We start from the raw sequence: 1,976 nt of genomic DNA, 5'->3' as shown, positions 1-1,976 counted from the left end.
ACGGACCCGGCGTCGAAGGACGTCACCCGGTCGATCTGGCCCGGCAGGGCGTCCTCGGACCGCGCCGAGATCGGCCACGGCACCAGGACCGGCGAGACGGACGGTACGGGGGCCGGCTCCGGGTCCTCCGCGGCCGGTTCGGGTTGTTCGAGGATGACGTGGGCGTTGGTGCCGCTGAGGCCGAAGGACGACACACCGGCGCGCCACGGTCGGTCCGTGTCCGGCCACGCGGTGGGCTCGGTGAGGAGCCGTACCGCGCCGGCCTCCCAGTCGACGTGCGTGGAGGGCCGGTCGACGTGGAGGGTCCTGGGCAGGGCACCGTGACGCAGGGCGAGCACCATCTTGATGACGCCCGCGACACCGGCGGCGGCCTGGGTGTGGCCGATGTTCGACTTGATGGAGCCGAGCAGCAGCGGACGCTCCGGGTCGCGGCCCTGGCCGTAGGTGGCGAGCAGGGCCTGCGCCTCGATCGGGTCGCCGAGGGTCGTGCCCGTGCCGTGCGCCTCGACGGCGTCGATGTCGGCGGGCGTGAGCCCCGCGCTCGCCAGGGCCTGGCGGATGACGCGCTGCTGGGAGGGGCCGTTGGGGGCGGTCAGCCCGTTGGAGGCGCCGTCCTGGTTGATGGCCGAACCGCGGACCACGGCGAGCACCTCGTGCCCGTTGCGGCGGGCGTCCGACAGGCGCTCCAGGACGAGCATGCCGACACCCTCGGACCAGCCGGTGCCGTCGGCGGCGTCGGCGAACGCCTTGCACAGGCCGTCGCCGGCCAGGCCGCCCTGCCGGGTGAACCCGGAGAAGTTCATCGGGGTCGACAGCACGGTGACGCCGCCCGCGAGGGCGAGGGAGCTCTCGCCGCTGCGCAGGGACTGGGCGGCGAGGTGCAGGGCGACCAGGGAGGAGGAGCAGGCGGTGTCCACGGTGAGGGCCGGGCCCTCCAGGCCGAGGGCGTAGGAGACCCGGCCGGAGATGACGCTGGTGGCGAGACCGGTGCTGGCGTGGCCCTCGACGTCTTCGCGGGAGGTCATCACCAGGGTCGCGTAGTCCTGGCCGGTGGTGCCGACGAAGATGCCGGTGGCGCTGCCGCGCAGGCTCTGCGGGTCGATGCCGGCGCGTTCGAACGCCTCCCAGGAGGTCTCCAGGAGCAGGCGCTGCTGCGGGTCCATGGCGAGGGCCTCGCGCGGGGAGATCCCGAAGAAGCCTGCGTCGAAGCCGCCCACGTCGTGCAGGAAGCCGCCGCGGCGGGTGGCGCTGACGCCCCGGTTGTCGTGGCCTCCGCCGAACAGGGCGTCCAGGTCCCAGCCGCGGTCGGTCGGGAACGCGGTGATGCGGTCCTCGCCGTCGGCGAGCATCCGCCACAGTTCGTCGGGGGTGGTGATGCCGCCGGGCATGCGGCAGGCCATGCCGACGATGACCACCGGGTCGTCGGCGACGTCGGCGGCCACGAGGGGGGCGCCCAGGTCGCCGTGTTCGTCGAGGAGTTCGGCGACCAGGTGCTCGGCGAGGCCGTGCGGGGTCGGGTAGTCGAAGACGAGGGTGGCGGTCAGCCGCAGGCCGGTGGCGGTGGTGAGGCGGTTGCGCAGTTCGACGGCGGTGAGCGAGTCGAAGCCGAGTTCGCGGAACTCACGGCCGGGTTCGATGGCCTTGGGCGAGGAGTGGCCGAGCACGGCGGCGGCCTCGACCCGCACCAGTTCGACGAGGTGGCGGACGCGCTCGTCCTCGGGGAGGGCCAGGAGGCGGCGCGTCAGATCGGCGGCGGTGCTCGCGCCGCCGACGGCGGTGGCGGCCGCGCGCCGGGTGCCGCGCACCAGGTTGCGCAGCAGCGGCGGCACCTCACCGGGGATGCGCAGGTCGCCGCCGGTGGAGCCGATGGGAACCACGAGGGCCTCGGCGGAGCCGGTGGCGGTGTCGAAGAGGGCGAGGCCGCGCTCGACGGGGATCGGGGCGGCGCCGGAGGCGGCGATGCGCTGCATGTCGGT

The 1,976-nt window shown here is 74.6% G+C and carries 1 protein-coding gene; it reads right to left on the bottom strand.

Translation table 11 applies throughout. From position 1 onward, the window contains the following. On the bottom strand, positions 1-1,976 hold a 1,976-nt coding region (locus TU30_RS32745; RefSeq protein ID WP_042177273.1), incomplete at both ends, for a beta-ketoacyl synthase N-terminal-like domain-containing protein.

It is taken from the genome of Streptomyces sp. NBRC 110035, assembly GCF_000829695.1.
GTDB lineage: Bacteria > Actinomycetota > Actinomycetes > Streptomycetales > Streptomycetaceae > Streptomyces.
Note: the sequence above shows the minus strand (reverse complement) of the source record. Positions and strands in the feature narration are given on the sequence as shown.